The 15,076-nt window shown below is 67.4% G+C and carries 13 protein-coding genes; 12 read left to right on the top strand and 1 reads right to left on the bottom strand.

The window, feature by feature from the left end; translation table 11 throughout:
* The first annotated feature begins 1 nt into the window (after position 1).
* Genes AC07O3_RS25195 through AC07O3_RS25180 form a run of 4 tightly spaced genes read left to right on the top strand, consistent with a single transcriptional unit; the run spans position 2 to position 3,744 of the window.
* On the top strand, positions 2-1,075 hold the full coding sequence (locus AC07O3_RS25195) for an NAD/NADP-dependent octopine/nopaline dehydrogenase family protein (protein ID WP_097199753.1): 1,074 nt from the start codon (positions 2-4) through the stop codon (positions 1,073-1,075).
* A complete protein-coding gene (locus tag AC07O3_RS25190; RefSeq protein WP_093049717.1) occupies positions 1,065-2,069 on the top strand; it encodes a 3-hydroxybutyryl-CoA dehydrogenase in 1,005 nt (334 codons plus the stop codon). Before AC07O3_RS25195 ends, AC07O3_RS25190 begins: the two co-directional genes overlap by 11 nt.
* A complete protein-coding gene (locus AC07O3_RS25185) occupies positions 2,066-2,863 on the top strand; it encodes an alpha/beta fold hydrolase (RefSeq protein ID WP_495340599.1) in 798 nt (265 codons plus the stop codon). The genes AC07O3_RS25190 and AC07O3_RS25185 overlap by 4 nt, the downstream gene beginning before the upstream one ends.
* Complete coding sequence (locus tag AC07O3_RS25180; protein WP_495340598.1) at positions 2,860-3,744, top strand: quinone oxidoreductase family protein; 885 nt, start codon at positions 2,860-2,862, stop codon at positions 3,742-3,744. Before AC07O3_RS25185 ends, AC07O3_RS25180 begins: the two co-directional genes overlap by 4 nt.
* Positions 3,745-3,766: 22 nt before the next feature.
* Here the strand turns inward: AC07O3_RS25180 and AC07O3_RS25175 are convergent, their stop codons facing one another.
* Complete coding sequence (locus AC07O3_RS25175; protein ID WP_093049726.1) at positions 3,767-4,246, bottom strand: MarR family winged helix-turn-helix transcriptional regulator; 480 nt, start codon at positions 4,244-4,246, stop codon at positions 3,767-3,769.
* A 144-nt stretch (positions 4,247-4,390) separates the two neighbouring features.
* Between AC07O3_RS25175 and AC07O3_RS25170 the strand changes: the two genes are divergently transcribed.
* The 8 genes from AC07O3_RS25170 (at position 4,391) to AC07O3_RS25135 (ending at position 15,074) form a co-directional block, all read left to right on the top strand.
* A complete protein-coding gene (locus tag AC07O3_RS25170) occupies positions 4,391-6,583 on the top strand; it encodes a thiamine pyrophosphate-dependent enzyme (RefSeq protein WP_495340597.1) in 2,193 nt (730 codons plus the stop codon).
* A 4-nt stretch (positions 6,584-6,587) separates the two neighbouring features.
* Positions 6,588-8,096 carry an indolepyruvate oxidoreductase subunit beta family protein gene (locus tag AC07O3_RS25165; RefSeq protein ID WP_495340596.1) on the top strand — a complete coding sequence of 503 codons (1,509 nt, stop codon included), beginning with the start codon at positions 6,588-6,590 and terminating at the stop codon, positions 8,094-8,096.
* Positions 8,097-8,109: 13 nt separating this feature from the next.
* Complete coding sequence (locus AC07O3_RS25160; protein WP_495340595.1) at positions 8,110-9,102, top strand: PDR/VanB family oxidoreductase; 993 nt, start codon at positions 8,110-8,112, stop codon at positions 9,100-9,102.
* Positions 9,103-9,125: 23 nt separating this feature from the next.
* Complete coding sequence (locus AC07O3_RS25155; protein ID WP_093049735.1) at positions 9,126-10,439, top strand: aromatic ring-hydroxylating dioxygenase subunit alpha; 1,314 nt, start codon at positions 9,126-9,128, stop codon at positions 10,437-10,439.
* Positions 10,439-10,927 carry an aromatic-ring-hydroxylating dioxygenase subunit beta gene (locus tag AC07O3_RS25150; RefSeq protein ID WP_435458758.1) on the top strand — a complete coding sequence of 163 codons (489 nt, stop codon included), beginning with the start codon at positions 10,439-10,441 and terminating at the stop codon, positions 10,925-10,927. The genes AC07O3_RS25155 and AC07O3_RS25150 overlap by 1 nt, the downstream gene beginning before the upstream one ends.
* Before the next feature lie 10 nt (positions 10,928-10,937).
* The gene (locus tag AC07O3_RS25145; RefSeq protein WP_495340594.1) at positions 10,938-12,563 is read left to right on the top strand and encodes an AMP-binding protein; all 1,626 of its coding nucleotides are present in this window, start codon (positions 10,938-10,940) and stop codon (positions 12,561-12,563) included.
* Positions 12,560-13,735 (top strand): thiolase family protein, encoded by a 1,176-nt coding sequence (locus tag AC07O3_RS25140; protein ID WP_495340593.1) that lies wholly within the window; start codon positions 12,560-12,562, stop codon positions 13,733-13,735. Before AC07O3_RS25145 ends, AC07O3_RS25140 begins: the two co-directional genes overlap by 4 nt.
* An 85-nt stretch (positions 13,736-13,820) precedes the next feature.
* The gene (locus AC07O3_RS25135) at positions 13,821-15,074 is read left to right on the top strand and encodes an SDR family NAD(P)-dependent oxidoreductase (protein WP_093172049.1); all 1,254 of its coding nucleotides are present in this window, start codon (positions 13,821-13,823) and stop codon (positions 15,072-15,074) included.
* Positions 15,075-15,076: the final 2 nt, after the last annotated feature.

Below are 15,076 nucleotides of genomic sequence, written 5' to 3'. Positions count from 1 at the left end.
CATGAAAATTGCGATTCTTGGGGGTGGCCACGGCGCCTATGCGGCCGCCGCGGACCTGTCTGAAACCGGCCATGAAGTGCGCCTGTGGCGCCGCGACGCCGCCGCGCTCGAGCCGCTGGTGCGTGCCGGCTCGATCACACTGAAGGACGCCGACGGCGCGCGCGAGGTGCCCATTGCGCTGGCCACCGCCGACATCGGCGCAGCCCTGAAGGGCGCCGAGCTGATCGTCATTCCCACCCCCGCGATCGCCCAGCACGACATCGCACTCGCGATGGCGCCGCATCTGGTCGACGGGCAGGTCGTGTTCCTGCCGCCGGGCACCTTCGGCAGCTACGTGATGGCGAAGACGGTGAAAGAGGCCGGCAGCCGTGCCGACGTCGCCTGGGCCGAGACCGGCACCCTGCCTTACCTGGCGCGCAAGCACGGCGAGCGCGAAGTCAACGTCACCATCCGCGCCATCCGCCTGCCTACCGGCGTCTATCCGGCCCGCAAGGAGGCGCAAGCCATCGAGGTGATCCGCAAGGCTTATCCGTCCGTGCACGGCTGCGGCGATGCGCTCTCGGGTGCACTGATGAACGCCGGCCCAGTCATCCACCCGCCGTTGATGGTGATGAACGCCGCGCCGCTGCAGCACTTCGAGCGCTGGGACATCCACAACGAAGGCACGCAGCGCGCCGTGCGCGACGTGACCGACCGGCTCGACCAGGAACGCATTGCCGTGCGCGAAGCCTTCGGGCAGGGCGCGCCGCACTATCCGCTGGCCGACCACTACAACAACGACCAGTGGATGTACGGCGACGCGCACAAGCAGCTCGTCAAATCGGGCGACTGGCGCGAGAACATCGACCTGCACACGCACCGCTACATCACGGAAGACACCGAGCTCGGCCTGGCTTTTCTGGCTTCGGCCGCGCGCCACGCGGGCGTGGATGCACCCATCGCCCACGGCCTGCTGGCCATCGTCGGCGGCTTTCTCGGGCGCGACCTGCGGCGCGGGCCGCGCACCTTCGAAAGCCTGGGCCTCGCCGACCTGAGCGCGGCGCAACTCAAGCAGAGGCTGCACGATGGCGAATGACGCCGCGCTCCCCCGGTTCGCGGCGGTCGGCGCGGGCCGCATGGGGCGCGGCATCGCCATCGCATTCGCCTATGCCGGCCACCGCATCTCGCTGATCGACCTGCGCCCGCGCAGCGACGAAGCCTGGCAGCGCCTGCGCGATGAAGCAAAGGCCGAGATCGAAGCCAGCCTCTCGGGTCTCGCGCAACTCGGCGTGATCGACGCATCGCAGATCGAGCGCATCGCCGCGCGCGTGGACTTCGTCAACGCCGCGGCCGCCCCGCAGGCGCTGGCCGCAGCCGAACTCGTGTTCGAAGGCGTCCCCGAAACCATGGAAGCCAAGCGCGAGGCCTTCGAGCAGCTCAACCGCCATTGCCGCGACGACGCGATCCTCACCTCGACCACCAGCAGCATCCTCGTGACGCAGCTGGCGTCATTGGTGCGGCTGCCCGGGCGCTTCCTCAACATGCATTGGCTCAACCCGGCCTACGTGATCCCCGTGGTCGAGCTGAGCTGCCACCCCGGCACCGACGCCGCCGTGCTCGCTCGCACCAAGACGCTGATGGAAGAGATCGGCAAGCTGCCCGTGGTTTGCGGTGCCTCGCCAGGCTACATCGTGCCGCGCCTGCAGGCGTTGGTGATGAACGAAGCCGCGCGAATGATCGAAGAGGGTGCCGCCACCGCCGAAGAAATCGACAAGGCCACGCGCTACGGCCTGGGCCTGCGCTTCGCCGCGCTGGGCGTGGTCGAGTTCATCGACTTCGGCGGCTGCGACATCCTGCATCACGCGAGCCGCGAGATGTCGGCCTCGCTCGACGCCGGCCGCTACACCGCGCCTGCCATCGTCGGCCGCATGGTCGAGCAGGGCCGGCTGGGCCTCAAGAGCGGCAGCGGCTTCTACGACTACGAAGGCCGCGACATCGCGGCCTACCGGCGCGACGTGCTCTCGCGCACGCTCGGCGAACTGCGGCATGCGGGCCTTTGGCGCGCGCCTGCGGACGAGACCTTGCCATGAGCATCCGCCGCGCCTTTGCCGACCTGTCGGTGGGGCAGGTGCACTACGCGGCGTGCGGCGACCACCAGGCGCCGGCCGTGCTGTTGCTGCATCAGTCGCCGCGCAGCTGGGCCGAGTACCGCGCAGTGCTGCCGTTGATCGGCGCGCATCGTCGGGCCATCGCGATGGACACAGCCGGCTTCGGTGATTCGGTCGACGGCGGAGTGCCGGCGAGCATCGGGCAATGGGCACGCGTGGCCTGCGAACTGCTGGATGCGCTGGGCATCGCGCAGGCCGACGTGGTGGGGCATCACACAGGCGGCGTTATCGCAGTCGAGCTCGCGGCAGCGTTTCCTGAGCGCGTTCGCAGCCTGGTGCTGTCTTCGACGCCGTACACCGACGAGCCCTTTCGCAAGGCACGGGCGCAACGTCCACCCATCGACGAAGTCGCGCCGAGCGAAGACGGCTCTCACCTCGCAGCGCTGTGGCAAAAGCGCCAGGGTTTCTATCCGCTAGGACGTCCCGACCTGCTCGAAGCCTTCGTGCTCGATGCATTGAAGGTCGAGCGTGTCGAAGAGGGCCATCGCGCCGTCGCGTCGTACCGCATGGAAGAGCGCATCAATCGCGTCACGCAGCCCACGCTGATCGTTCGCGCCACCGCCGACCCGTTCGCGGCGCCGCATGCCGAGGAGCTGCAGCACCACCTGCCGCAAGCACGCATCGTCGACATCGAAGGCGGCATGGTGCCGCTGCCCGACCAGATGCCTGAAGCCTTCGCGCGTACGGTGCTCGATTTTCTGGAGACGCTGCCGTGAAGGCAGTGCGCATCCACGGATTCGATGCGATCCCCGTGCTGGAGGAGATTGCCGACCCTGTCGCGCGGCCGGGCCGCACCCTGGTGCGCATGGAGGCCGCAACGGTCGGGCACATCGACCGCACAGTGTGGCGCGGGAGTTTCCTTCGCCATCCGCCGTTGCCCTACACGCCTGGCGTGGAGGCTGCAGGTGTAGTGATGGCAAGCGAACGGTATGCCATCGGCCAGCGCGTGTGGCTGCGCGGCAGCGGACTCGGCACGCTCTTCGACGGCACCTGGTGCGAGCAGATCGATGCGCCCGACGAAGCGCTGGGCCTGTTGCCCGACGCTGTGCCGATGGCGTTGGGCGCTGCTTTCTTCTCGCCCACGACCTCGGCATGGGTGGCGCTGCACGAAGTCGCGAAGCTGCAGGCCGGTGAGCAGGTGCTCGTGACCGGCGCGAGCGGCGCCGTCGGCTCGCTCGTGATGCAACTCGCACGCGACGCAGGTTGCACGGTGAGGGCAGTGAACCCAGATGCCGCGCCGCCACCCTCTGCCAGCGCCGATCTGCTGATCGACACAGTCGGCGGAGATGTGCTCGCCAAGGTGCTGCCTTCGGTGCGGCCAGGCGGCCGTGCCGTGCTGGTCGGCTATACCGCCGGCCCGACGCTGCAGCTCGACATCGCGCACTTCCTGCAACGCGACGTTGCGCTGTTGCCTCTCAACATGTTTCGACGTGAAGCCGTCGGCCGTGCCGCGGCGCCCGAATTGCTCGCGAGGCTGGCCGATGGCCGCCTGCACCTCGACGTGCAGCCGTTCGCATTTGCCGATGCAGCTCGCGCGCTTGAATGGATCGCACAACGCGGCCACCGCGGCCGCGCCGTCCTCGTGCCCCGCCTCTGAGCGGAGAGGCGAGCGAGCAAGCTCAGTCTTCTTGCGGCTCCTCGACCGGCACATGCACGTGCAGGTCGATCATCTGCCTCAGCGTTTGCTTGAGCTCTTCGGCGCGTCGCAGCCCGAAGGGTTCGAGCACGCGCCGCTCGTGGTCGCGTGCCAGTTCCATCAGGTGCTCGACCGCCTTCAGCCCCTTGCGCGTGATGCGCACCAGCGTGATGCGGCGATCACTTTCGTGGGGCAGGCGCTCGACCTGTCCGCGCGATTCCATGCGGTCCAGCAGCCGCGTCACCGTGGGTTGCTTGGTCACTGTCACCTGCGCGAGCTGGCCGATGCTGATCGGCTCGCTGCCGGCGAGCGATGCCATCACGCGCCACTCCGATACGGAGAAGCCCTGCTGCCGCGCAACCTCGTGGAACTCCGAGGAGATCAGCTGGCTGGCCTGCGCCAGCAGTGCCGGCAGGTAGTCATCGACGAAGCGATGCGATTCGACGGGTTGTTCTTCAGCCATGAAGGCACCTCACAGTCGCCGCGGGCACGCTGTTTGCATGTCTAGGGTAATTCATGATTGTGGATACATTCATTTGTCAACATTATATGAACCGCGATGCAGCTCCCCAAGCTCATCGTCCCACGATAGACAACAAGGACCCAGATGGCCGAGCGTTCATTCGTTGAAGAAGTCAAGAAGCTGCGGCTTTCTGGTGGGGAAGTCTTCCGTGGGGAGGGCATTCTGGCGGTTACCAAGGCCTTGCTCGAATCGGGAGTTTCCTATGTGGCGGGCTACCAGGGTGCACCCATCTCGCACCTGATGGACGTGCTGGCCGACGCGCAGGACATCCTCGCCGAGCAGGGCATCCGCTTCGAGAACAGCGCGAGCGAGGCCACCGCCGCCGCCACGCTGGCCGCTTCCGTCAACTACCCGCTACGCGGCGCCGTCACCTTCAAGGCGACCGTGGGCACCAACGTCGCGTCTGATGCGCTGGCCAACCTGGCATCCGGCGGCGTCACCGGCGGCGCGCTCATCATCGTCGGCGAAGACTACGGCGAAGGCTCGTCCATCATGCAGGAGCGCAGCCATGCCTTCGCCATGAAGTCGCAGATCTGGCTGCTCGATCCACGCCCCAACCTGCCGAGCATCGTCGATGCGGTGAAGCAGGGCTTCGATCTTTCAGAGGCCAGTAACACGCCGGTGATGCTGCAGCTGCGCATTCGCGCCTGCCACGTGCACGGCCACTTCATTGCCGGCGACAACCGCCGCCCGAAGTTCACGCTGAAAGACGCGCTCGAGAACCCGCAGCGCGATGTCAGCCGTATCGTGCTGCCGCCCGCGAGCTTCGTGCACGAACAAGAGAAGGTGAAAGACCGCTGGCCCGCCGCCGTGCACTTCATCGAGGAGCGCAAGCTCAACGAGTTCTTCTCCGAAGACGCCGACGACATCGGCATCATCGTGCAGGGCGGCAGCTACAACACGCTGCTGCGCGCCCTCGAGCGACTGGGCTTGGCCGACGTGTACGGCAACACGCAGGTGCCGCTCTATGTGATGAACGTGGCCTACCCCGTCATCGAGAGCGAGGTGATCCGCTTCTGCGAAGGCAAGCGCGCCGTGATGGTCGTGGAAGAGGGGCAGCCCAACTTCGTCGAGCAGAACCTCGCGACCATCCTGCGCCAGGCCGGCTCGACCACCGCGCTGCACGGCAAGGACATGCTGCCGGTGGCCGGCGAGTACACCGCCTCCGAACTGCTGAAGGGCGCACGCAGCTTCTGCGAGCGCTACGAACGCCTGGCACCGCTGCCGGTGCCAGTGCCGGTGCGCAAGGTGATTCCGTTGAAGGAAGTGGCCGCCATCGGCGTCGATGCCGCACCCGAGCCCGCGCAGCCGTCGACAGCATTGGGCGAAGTAGTCCACGCCCGTCCGCCGGGCTTCTGCACCGGCTGCCCCGAGCGCCCCATCTTCAGCGCCATGAAGCTGGTCGAGCGCGAACTCGGAGCGCACCACGTGAGCGCCGACATCGGCTGCCACCTGTTCTCCATCCTGCCGCCCTTCAACATCGGCAACACCACCATGGGCTACGGCCTGGGCGGCGCAGGTGCCGCGGCGCTCAATGCACCGGCAGGCAAGCGCGCGATCTCGATGATGGGCGACGGCGGCTTCTGGCACAACGGCCTCACCAGCGGTGTAGCGAACGCGGTCTTCAACAAGAGCGACAACCTCACCATCGTCGTAGACAACAACTACACCTCGGCCACGGGCGGGCAGGACATCCTGTCGTCGCACGCCGTCAACAAGACGCGCAGCACCGGCCACGAAATCGAGCGCGCCGTGCGCGGCGTGGGCGTGGAGTGGGTGAAGACGCTGCGCCGCACCTACGACGTGGCAGGCATGCGCGACGCGCTGAAAGACGCACTCACCACGACGAAGAAGGGCCCCAAGGTCCTGATCGCCCAGTCGGAGTGCATGCTCAACAAGCAGCGCCGCGAGAAGCCGCTGGTGCGCAAGGCCATTGCCGACGGCAAGCGCATGGTGCGCGAGAAGTTCGGCGTCGATTCCGACACATGCACCGGCGACCACTCCTGCATTCGCCTGTCGGGCTGCCCGTCGCTGTCGATCAAGCCCAACCCCGATCCGCTGCGCACCGACCCCGTTGCGACCGTGCTCGACAGCTGCGTGGGCTGCGGTGTGTGCGGCGAGGTCTCGCATGCCGCCGTGCTGTGCCCGTCGTTCTACAAGGCCCAGATCGTGAGCAACCCCAGCCGCTGGGACGTGCTGCGCGAACGTGTGCGCGCCGCCGTCATCGGCTGGCTGCAACGCGGTGAGGCGCGCCGCCGTGAAGCCTATGCCTTCTGAAGCAATGACGAGCAACGCACAACCCATAAAGGTTGCCATCCTCGCCATGGGCGGGGAGGGCGGCGGCGTGCTGGCCGACTGGATCGTCGACATGGGCGAGGCCAACGGCTACGTCGCCCAGACCACTTCGGTGCCGGGCGTGGCCCAGCGCACCGGCGCGACCATCTACTACGTCGAGCTGTATCCCGCGGCGCAGGCCGAGGCCGATGGCGGCCTGCCGGTGCTCGCGCTGATGCCACTGCCGGGCGACGTCGACGTGGTGCTGGCATCGGAGCTCATGGAGGCGGGGCGCGCCGTGCAGCGCGGCCTCGTCACGCGCGACCGCACCACGCTGATCGCATCCACGCACCGCGTCTTCTCCATTGCGGAGAAAAGCGCCTTGGGCGATGGCCGCGTCGACAGCGACCAACTGCTGGCACACACCGCCAAGGCAGCCAAGCGCTTCATCCGCTTCGACATGGCACAGGCAGCCGAAGCCTCGGGCAGCGTGATCAGCGCCGTGCTGTTCGGCACGCTGGCAGGTTCGGGCGTGCTGCCATTCAGCCGCACGCAGTTCGAGGCAACCATCGAGCGAGGCGGCGTGGGCGTGAAGCCCAGCCTCAAGGCCTTTGGCGCTGCATTCGCTCGCGCACAGGGCGGTGACGACGGCGAGCCTGCGAAAGAAGTGCCTATTACCGCGCCGGCACCGCGACCGCGCCACCCGGCCGTGCGGGCACTGGTCGAACGGGCGCAACACGACTTCCCGGTGCAAGCGCAAGACTTCCTGCTCGAAGGCGTGCGCCGTCTCATCGACTACCAGGACCCGGCCTACGCCAGCCTGTACCTCGACCGCATGGCTGCCATCGCCGCGCTGCCGGGCAACGACGACCATCGCCTGCTGCGCGAAACCGCGCGCCACCTCGCGCTCTGGATGTCCTACGAAGACACCGCCCGCGTCGCAGCCCTGAAGACCCGCGCCACCCGCTTCGAGCGCGTGCGCGGCGAGGCCCGCGTACAACCGGGCCAGGTGCTCGCCATCAACGAATACATGCACCCGCGCCTGCAGGAAATCTGCGAGACGCTGCCCGGCGGCATCGGCCGCTGGCTCATGAACTCGACGATGCCCAAGAAGCTCGTCGAGCGCTTCACGCAGCACGGCCGCGTGATCCAGACCAGCTCACTGCGCGGCTACCTCATGCTGCGCATCGTGGCGGCATGCAAGCGCTGGCGCCTGTCGACGATGCGCTATGCCGAGGAAAACCGCCGTATCGAGGAATGGCTGCAGCGCATCGCCGCCACCGCGCAACGCAACCCCGAACTGGCCGTCGAGCTGGCCCAGTGCCAGCGCCTCGTCAAGGGCTACAGCGATACGCACGAACGCGGCATTCGCAACTACGACACCGTGATGCGTGCTGTCGAGCGCGCCGGCACAGCGCTGGCACCGGCCACGCTGCGCGAACTGCGCGATGCGGCCCTGGCCGACGAACATGGCCACAAGCTGCAGGCCGCACTGGCACAGCACGCACTGGCCTGAAGAGACAACGAAGATGACCGCACCCTCAGCCACCCTCTCACTGCGCGTCGTCGAGGCGCGGGCGTTGAATTCGCTGATCCGCATGCTGCGCCTGCGCGCCGAAGATGGCCGCGCGCTGCCCGGCTTTGCAGCCGGCGCCCACATCCGCGTGCAGGTGTCGCTGCCAGACGGCAAGACCGACTGGCGCCACTACTCGCTCATCAACTTCGACACGGCGCGCAATGCCACCAATGCGCCGGCTGAATACGTGATCGCAGTGCGCAAGGAGGCCGAAGGCCGGGGCGGCTCGCGCTTCATGCACGAGCAGCTGCGAGAGGGCGACACCCTCGCCATCGAGGCGCCCAAGAACGACTTCCCGCTGCACACCGGCCCCGGCGGCACCGTGCTGGTGGCCGGCGGTATCGGCGTGACGCCGCTCGCCACCATGGCCGCCCGCCGCCGCGCCGAAGGTGCAGCCGTGCGCATGCACTACGCCGGCCGCAGCCGCGACCTGATGGCCTTCCTGCCCGAGCTTCAAACCCTGCTCGGCGATGACCTGCGCGTGCACGCGGACGCCGAGGCCGGCACGCCGCTAGACATTGATGCGCTGCTCGACAGCGTTCCCACCGGCGACCGCCTTTACGTCTGCGGCCCCAAGGTCATGCTCGACGCCGTGCTCGAGCGCACCCAGGCGCGCGGCTGGGAACATGACCGCGTGCACTTCGAGCTTTTCACCGAGCCCGTCGCGGAAGAAGGCGATCAGCCCTTCGAGGTGGAGCTCGCCCAGTCGGGCCAGCGCTTCACCGTGCCGGCCGACCAGAGCATCCTCGACTGCCTGATCGAAAACGGCTGCGACCCGATGTTCGACTGCAAGCGCGGCGAATGCGGCGTATGCGCGGTGCCGGTGCTCGAAGGCGAGATCGACCACCGCGACTACGTGCTCACCGCCCGTGAGAAGGCGGAGGGCAACGTCATGCAGATCTGCATCTCGCGCGCCAAGGGTGCGCGCCTGGTGCTCGACATCTGATGAAGCAAGGAGCCATGAGAACCATGACCTCGTACAGAGACAACCCCGATGCCATCCGCGCGCTGGTGCAGCATGATCGCGTGCACCGCGACCTGTACACCAGCCAGGAACTGTTCGAGCTGGAGCAGGAGCACTTCTTCGCCAACACCTGGAACTACGTCGGCCATGAAAGCCAACTGCCCAAGCCCGGCGACTGGATCAGCAACGAGATCGCGGGCCGCCCGCTGATCATCGTGCGCCACTCCGACGGCAGCGTGCGCGCCATGATGAACCGCTGCGCTCACAAAGGCTCGCGGCTCGTGAACGGGCCCTGCGGCAACACCGGCAAATTCTTCCGCTGCCCGTACCACGCCTGGACCTTCAAGACAGACGGCGCACCACTCGCGATTCCGCTGAAAACGGGCTACGAGCACACCCAACTGCACGAGTGCGAGTCGGGCAAGGGCCTTACCACCGTGAAGCACGTGCGCAGCCACCGCGGCTTCATCTTCGTGAAGATCAACGACGCAGGCCCCGACTTCGACGAATACTTCGGCGACTCGCTGAGCTCCATCGACAACATGGCCGACCGCTCGCCCGAAGGCGAGCTCGAAATCGCGGGCGGTTGCCTGCGCTTCATGCACCAGTGCAACTGGAAGATGTTCGTCGAGAACCTCAACGACACCATGCACCCCATGGTGGCGCACGAATCTTCTGCCGGCACCGCCAAGCGCATGTGGGCCGACAAGCCCGAGGACGAGCCCAAGCCCATGGCGGTAGAGCAGTTCGCGCCCTTCATGTCCGACTACAAGTTCTTCGAGGACATGGGCATCCGCACCTACGACAACGGCCACAGCTTCACGGGCGTGCACTTCAGCATCCACAGCAAGTACAAGGCGATCCCCGCGTACGACGACGCCATGAAGGCGCGCTACGGCGAGGAGAAGACGGCGCAGATCCTGGGCATGGCGCGGCACAACACCGTGTACTACCCGAACCTCACGATCAAGGGCGCGATCCAGGCGATTCGCGTGGTCAAGCCGATCTCTGCCGACAAGACGCTGATCGAGAGCTGGACCTTCCGCCTCAAGGGCGCGCCGCCCGAGCTGCTGCAGCGCACCACCATGTACAACCGGCTCATCAACTCGCCGTTCTCGGTGGTGGGGCATGACGACCTGCAGGCCTACCGAGGCATGCAGGCCGGCCTGCACGCGAGCGGCAACGAGTGGGTGAGCCTGCACCGCGACTACGACCCCTCCGAGTTGAAGGGCGGCGAGATCACCACGGGGGGCACCAACGAACTGCCGATGCGCAACCAGTACCGAAGCTGGGTGCAACGCATGACGGAGACGATGTAATGGCCGGCACCGAAGTCACCCGCCAGGACCTGATCGACTTCGTCGTGAACGAAGCACACCTGCTCGACACCCGCCGCTACGAGGAGTGGAACGCGCTCTTCACCGACGACGCCTTCTACTGGGTGCCGCTCGTGCCCGACCAGGAAGACGGCCTCAACCACACCTCGCACCTGTACGAAGACAAGCTGCTGCGCGACCTGCGCATCGAGCGCTTGAAGAGCCCGCGCGCTTTCTCGCAGCAGCCACCGAGCCGCTGCCACCACCTGTTGCAGGTACCGGTGGTCGAGCAGTTCGATGCCGAGGCCAACCGCTACGTGGTGCGCACCGGGTTTCACTACACCGAATCGCAGGGTGACGAACTGCAGTTCTACGTCGGCACCTTCTTCCACCACCTCACGGTGCAGGATGGCGCGCTGCGGATGACGCTCAAGCGCGTCAACCTGCTCAACTGCGACGCGGCCCTGCCGGCCGTGCAGCTCTTCATCTGACTGGGACGAGATGTCACACGCCACCGTCCATCAAATCTTTGCGGCGACCGCGGCGCGCACGCCGCAAGCCGAATTCCTGTTCACCGAATCGGTGACTGCGGCCGCCTATGGCATCGAAGCGGGCGCCATCCGCTGGGGCGAGGCTGCGGCGCAGATCGAACGCCTGCGCGCGGCCTATGCGCAAGCCGGCTACGGCCACGGCCACCGCGTCGGCCTGCTGCTGGAGAACCGGCCTGCCTTCATCTTCCACTGGCTCGCGCTGAACGCACTGGGCGTGAGCGTGGTGCCCATCAACGCCGAGATGCGCTCGGCAGAACTGGTCTACCTGATCGGCCACAGCGAGATCGGCCTGGCCGTCACCCTGCCGGGCCGCGCCGCCGATCTGCGTGCGGCGGCGGCGCAGGCGGGTGTCGAATTCGAGACGATGGGGCCTGAAGACGCAGTGCCGCCAGCGAAGACCGCCGCACCGCGCGCCGATGAGCCCATCGGCACAGACACCGAATGCGGCCTGCTCTACACATCCGGCACCACGGGCCGTCCCAAGGGCTGCATCCTGAGCAACGCCTACTTCCTGCGCGCGGGCGAGTGGTATGCGGCGCTCGATGGTGTGTGCGGCATCCGGCCCGACAAGGAACGCGTCATCACGCCGCTGCCGCTGAACCACATGAACGCGATGGCCTTCTCCACCATGGTGGTGCTGGTTGCGGGCGGTTGCCTGGTGCAGCTTGATCGCTTCCATCCGAAGACCTGGCTGGCGAGTGCGAAGGAAAGCGGTGCGACCATCGTGCATTACCTCGGCGTGATGCCGGCCATGCTGCTGTCCGCACCTGCATCGGCGGCCGACCGCGATCACGCCATCCGCTGGGGCTTCGGCGCTGGCGTGGACCGCAAGAACCACACGCCTTTTGAAGAGCGCTTCGGCTTCCCGCTGGTCGAGGCCTGGGCCATGACCGAGACCGGCGCAGCCGCCTGCATCATGGCCAACCGCGAGCCGCGCCTCGTGGGCACCAGCTGTTTCGGGCGGCAGGAAGACTTCGTCGAGATCCGCCTCGTGGGTGAGGACGGCGGCGACGTTGGCATTGATGCACCGGGCGAGTTGCTGGTGCGTTCGGCCGGCAATGACCCGAAGCGCTATTTCTTCTCCGGCTACCTGAAGGACGAGGAAGCCACGCGCGAAGCCTGGGCCGATGGCTGGTTCCACACCGGCGATCTGGTGCGCCGCGACGCCGAGGGCAACTTCTTCTTCGTCGACCGCAAGAAGAACGTGATCCGCCGCAGCGGCGAGAACATCTCGGCCGTCGAGGTCGAGAGCGTGCTCAACCAGCACCCGGCGGTGAAGACCTCGGCCGTGGCAGCCACGCCCGATGCGGTACGTGGCGACGAGGTGCTGGCCTGCATCGTGGTGCGCGAAGACATCGACGCCTCGCAGCGCACGCAAGTCGCCACCAGCATCGTCGAACACGCACTGGCCCAACTGGCGTACTACAAGGCACCCGGCTACGTGGCCTTCGTCGATGCGTTGCCGCTCACCCCGTCGCAGAAGATCCAGCGCGGCCAGCTGCGCGAAATGGCGCAGTCGCTGCCGGGCCAGGGCCATTGCGTCGACACACGCGCCATGAAGAAGAGGCAGGCATGACGACGAAACGACGGCTCTCCTACGAAGGCGTCGCGGTCGCGGTGCCCGTGACCGTGCCCTACGTGCGCTACTCCACGCGCACCGCGCACTGGTTCATCGGCCAGGCCATCGAGGCGCTGGTCGATGCCAGCGGCGTGGCCAAGGAGCAGATCGACGGCCTGTGCCTCAGCAGCTTCTCGCTCGCGCCCGACACGGCCGTGGGTGTCACGCAGCACCTGGGCCTGTCGCCTCGCTGGCTCGACCATGTGCCTACCGGCGGTGCATCTGGCGTGATGTGCCTGCGCCGTGCGGCGCGGGCGGTGCAGGCGGGCGATGCCGACATCGTGGCTTGCGTGGGTGCCGACACCAACCACGTCGACTCCTTTCGCCAGACGCTGGGCAGCTTCAGCAACTTCGCGCGCGATGCCAGCTACCCCTACGGCTCGGGCGGCCCGAACTCGATCTTCGCGTTCATCACCGCCAACTACATGCGCACCTACGGCGCGAAGCGCGAAGACTTCGGCCGCATCTGCGTCGACCAGCGCACCAACGCGCTCGGCAACCCGAACGCGATGTTCAAGAAGGGCCTGATGCTCGACGAGTACATGGCCGCGCGGCCCATCTCCGACCCGATCCACCTGTTCGACTGCGTGATGCCCTGTGCGGGCGCCGATGCCTTCCTCGTGATGAGCGAGGAGCGCGCGCGCGACCTGGGCCTGGCGCACGTGGTGATCCGCGGCGCCATCGAGCGCCACAACGCCTACGCCGAAGACCCCGTGATGGTGCAGGGCGGATGGCGCAAGGACCGCGACGACCTGTATGCGCAGGCCGGCATCCAGCCCACCGAGCTCGACTTCGTGCAGACCTACGACGACTACCCCGTCATCGTGATGATGCAGTTCGAGGACCTGGGCTTCTGCGAGAAGGGCGAGGGCCCGGCCTTCGTGCAGTCGCACACCATGACCTTCGACGGCAGCTTTCCGAACAACACCAGTGGCGGGCAGCTCTCGGCAGGGCAGGCCGGCGCGGCGGGCGGCTTCCTCGGCATGGTCGAGGCGATCCGCCAACTGACTGATCAAGCAGGCCCACGCACCGTGCCCGATGCACAGCTGGGCCTGGTCGCCGGCTTCGGCATGGTGACCTACGACCGCTGCCTGTGCACAGGCGCCGTCATCCTGGGGAGACCGGAATGATGTACCCCCACGTTTGCCGCTTCGCGGCTGCACTGCCCCCCGAGGGGGCCGCGCGCCTGCCTTGGGGCGGCCCGGCGGAGGCGCTATGACCATGCCGATGATGCGCCCCCCGCGCAAGAACCCGGTGCTGCGCACCCGGCAGATGAACCTGCCGCCCGGCGCGCGTGGCCGCGTGGCGCTCGGCCTTACGGCTGCTGCCGCCGAAGGCCGCTTCGAACTGCAGACCTGCGAGGACTGCGGCACGGTGCAGTACCCGCCGCGCGAGGTCTGCCACAAGTGCCTCTCGGCCGCCTTGCGCTGGCGCCAGCAGAGCGGCGAGGGCGAGTTGCTCGGCAGCACCACGCTGCATCACAGCAACGACTTGTTCTTCCGCGAGCGGCTGCCCTGGCGGCTGGGCCTGGTGCACCTGGATGCCGGCCCCACGCTCATGGTCCACCTGCATGGCGAGGTCGGCGATGCGCCGCAACGCGTGCGTGTCGGCGCCCGGCTCGACCGCGCGGGGCAGGCCGTTCTCATTGGTTTTCCGAATGAAGGGAGTGCCCATATGGCCGACGACAAGATGCTTCGCGAAATGACCAGCGACCCCAAGTTCCGCAAGGCGCTGGTGACAGACGGCAAGACCGAGACCGGCCAGGCCATCGTGCGCGCGCTGGTGAAGGCTGGCGCCGACATCGTCTGGGTCGGCCATGCCGAGCCCTGGAAGAAGATGGGCGAGGGGCTCGACGACATCTCGGCGCTGCCGCAGGTCACGCTGGTGCCGCTCGATCTGACCAACGGCCGCCAGGTGACGGAGCTTGCGGGCTCCATCGGCGGCAAGGTCGACATCGTGATCAACAACGCCGAGGTGCACCGCACCTTCGGCATCGGAGCGCGGCGCGGCACCGACGTGGCCAAGGCCGAGATGGACATCAACTACTTCGGCCTGCTTCGTCTGGCGCAGGAGTTCGGCCCCGCGCTGAAGGGCCGCTCGGCCGACGGCGCAACCGGCGCGACGGCCTGGGTCAACCTGCTGTCGATCTACGCGCTCAGCAACTTCCCGCCGCACGGCACCTTCAGCGCGTCGAAAGCCGCAGCGCACTCGCTCGCGCAGTGCCTGCGTGCCGAGATGCGGCCGGCCGGCATCCGCGTGATCAATGTGTTCCCGGGGCCCATCGACGATGAATGGAACCAGCACACGCCACCACCCAAGCTCGCACCCACCGCGCTGGCCAACGCCATCGTGAAGGCGCTGCGCGACGGCGTGGAAGACGTCTACCCCGGTGACGTGGCGCAGGAGTGGCTGGAGCGCTGGCGCGACAACCCCAAGGTGCTCGAGCGCGAGCTCGCGGCGGGCGGCTGAGA

This window comes from Variovorax sp. GW821-FHT09D05, from assembly GCF_059416325.1.
The sequence above is the reverse complement of the archived record's forward strand: the minus strand, read 5'-3'. Positions and strand labels throughout refer to the sequence as shown.

What these genes read in the sequence shown, in the direction of transcription:
- AC07O3_RS25195 (WP_097199753.1), top strand. Translation starts at nt 2, where the DNA reads ATGAAAATTGCGATTCTTGGGGGTGGCCACGGCGCCTATGCGGCCGCC.
- AC07O3_RS25190 (WP_093049717.1), top strand. Translation starts at nt 1,065, where the DNA reads ATGGCGAATGACGCCGCGCTCCCCCGGTTCGCGGCGGTCGGCGCGGGC.
- AC07O3_RS25185 (WP_495340599.1), top strand. Translation starts at nt 2,066, where the DNA reads ATGAGCATCCGCCGCGCCTTTGCCGACCTGTCGGTGGGGCAGGTGCAC.
- AC07O3_RS25175 (WP_093049726.1), bottom strand. Translation starts at nt 4,246, where the DNA reads ATGGCTGAAGAACAACCCGTCGAATCGCATCGCTTCGTCGATGACTAC.
- AC07O3_RS25170 (WP_495340597.1), top strand. Translation starts at nt 4,391, where the DNA reads ATGGCCGAGCGTTCATTCGTTGAAGAAGTCAAGAAGCTGCGGCTTTCT.
- AC07O3_RS25165 (WP_495340596.1), top strand. Translation starts at nt 6,588, where the DNA reads ATGACGAGCAACGCACAACCCATAAAGGTTGCCATCCTCGCCATGGGC.
- AC07O3_RS25160 (WP_495340595.1), top strand. Translation starts at nt 8,110, where the DNA reads ATGACCGCACCCTCAGCCACCCTCTCACTGCGCGTCGTCGAGGCGCGG.
- AC07O3_RS25155 (WP_093049735.1), top strand. Translation starts at nt 9,126, where the DNA reads ATGACCTCGTACAGAGACAACCCCGATGCCATCCGCGCGCTGGTGCAG.
- AC07O3_RS25150 (WP_435458758.1), top strand. Translation starts at nt 10,439, where the DNA reads ATGGCCGGCACCGAAGTCACCCGCCAGGACCTGATCGACTTCGTCGTG.
- AC07O3_RS25145 (WP_495340594.1), top strand. Translation starts at nt 10,938, where the DNA reads ATGTCACACGCCACCGTCCATCAAATCTTTGCGGCGACCGCGGCGCGC.
- AC07O3_RS25140 (WP_495340593.1), top strand. Translation starts at nt 12,560, where the DNA reads ATGACGACGAAACGACGGCTCTCCTACGAAGGCGTCGCGGTCGCGGTG.
- AC07O3_RS25135 (WP_093172049.1), top strand. Translation starts at nt 13,821, where the DNA reads ATGACCATGCCGATGATGCGCCCCCCGCGCAAGAACCCGGTGCTGCGC.